We start from the raw sequence: 955 nt of genomic DNA, 5'->3' as shown, positions 1-955 counted from the left end.
AGCGCAGTGACGGTATTCGCGAACACATCGATGCTGATGTCATCCAGCGCCTGGTGCTCGCCATACCACAAGCTGAGATCGCGTACGCGTACGCTCAGGTTTTCTTCAACGTTTTCGTTGCGTGTTACCGGCTGCCCCTTGTCGGGCGTCGGCGCGTCGCTATATTGGTCGCGCACGGCATCATCCGGCGCCGGAGACTGATCTTGCTGAGTCTGAAAGTTTTGCAGGGTCGTGTCGTTCATGGCGATGAGTCCTGTCGGAAGTCGCTTACCAGCGACGTTCGAATTTGTTGCGTAGCCACACGGCGAGCGCATTGAGAAAGATCAGCACCGCCAGAAGCACCAAGATGCCGCCCGCCGTCTTCTCGGCGAAGGCGCTATTCGGCTCACTGGCCCAAGTGAATATCTGCGCCGGCATGACCGTCGAGGCGCCCGTGATCGAGATCGACGCATCGGGAATGAAGGCCACCATGCCCACGATGATCAGCGGTGCGGTCTCGCCCATGGCCTGCGCCAGGCCGATGATCGATCCCGTCAGAATGCCCGGCAGCGACACCGGCAGCACGTGATCGCGCACCACCTGCCAACGTGAACACCCCACGCCAAATGCCGCATGACGGATACTATCCGGCACACTGCGAAGTGCCGCACGCGTCGAGATGATAATCACCGGCAGCGTCATCAGTGCCAGGGTCAGCCCGCCTACCAACGGAGAGGAACGAGGCACCCCGAAGAAGCTGATATAAATTGCCAGCCCCAGCAGGCCGAACAGGATGGAAGGGACGGCCGCCAGGTTGTTGATATTGATTTCGATGATCTGGGTCAGTTTGTTGTCGGGGGCGAATTCCTCGAGATAGACGGCCGTCATCACGCCCACCGGAAAGCATACCGCCATGGTGACCAGCATGGTCATTACCGTCCCGATAGCCGCCGAGGCAATCCCCGCCATCTCCGGC

At 60.1% G+C, this 955-nt stretch carries 1 protein-coding gene and 1 pseudogene; both read right to left on the bottom strand.

Annotated features, from left to right (window positions below; genetic code table 11):
* A pseudogene (locus OP495_RS18275) lies at positions 1 to 242 on the bottom strand (hypothetical protein); the annotation flags it as partial.
* Positions 243 to 267: 25 nt separating this feature from the next.
* The coding region (gene pstA, locus OP495_RS18270) for a phosphate ABC transporter permease PstA (protein WP_280571195.1) at positions 268 to 955 on the bottom strand (688 nt) is incomplete at its 5' end.

It is taken from the genome of Chromohalobacter sp. 296-RDG, from assembly GCF_029889885.1.
Taxonomy (GTDB): Bacteria; Pseudomonadota; Gammaproteobacteria; order Pseudomonadales; family Halomonadaceae; genus Chromohalobacter.
Note: the sequence above shows the minus strand (reverse complement) of the source record. Positions and strands in the feature narration are given on the sequence as shown.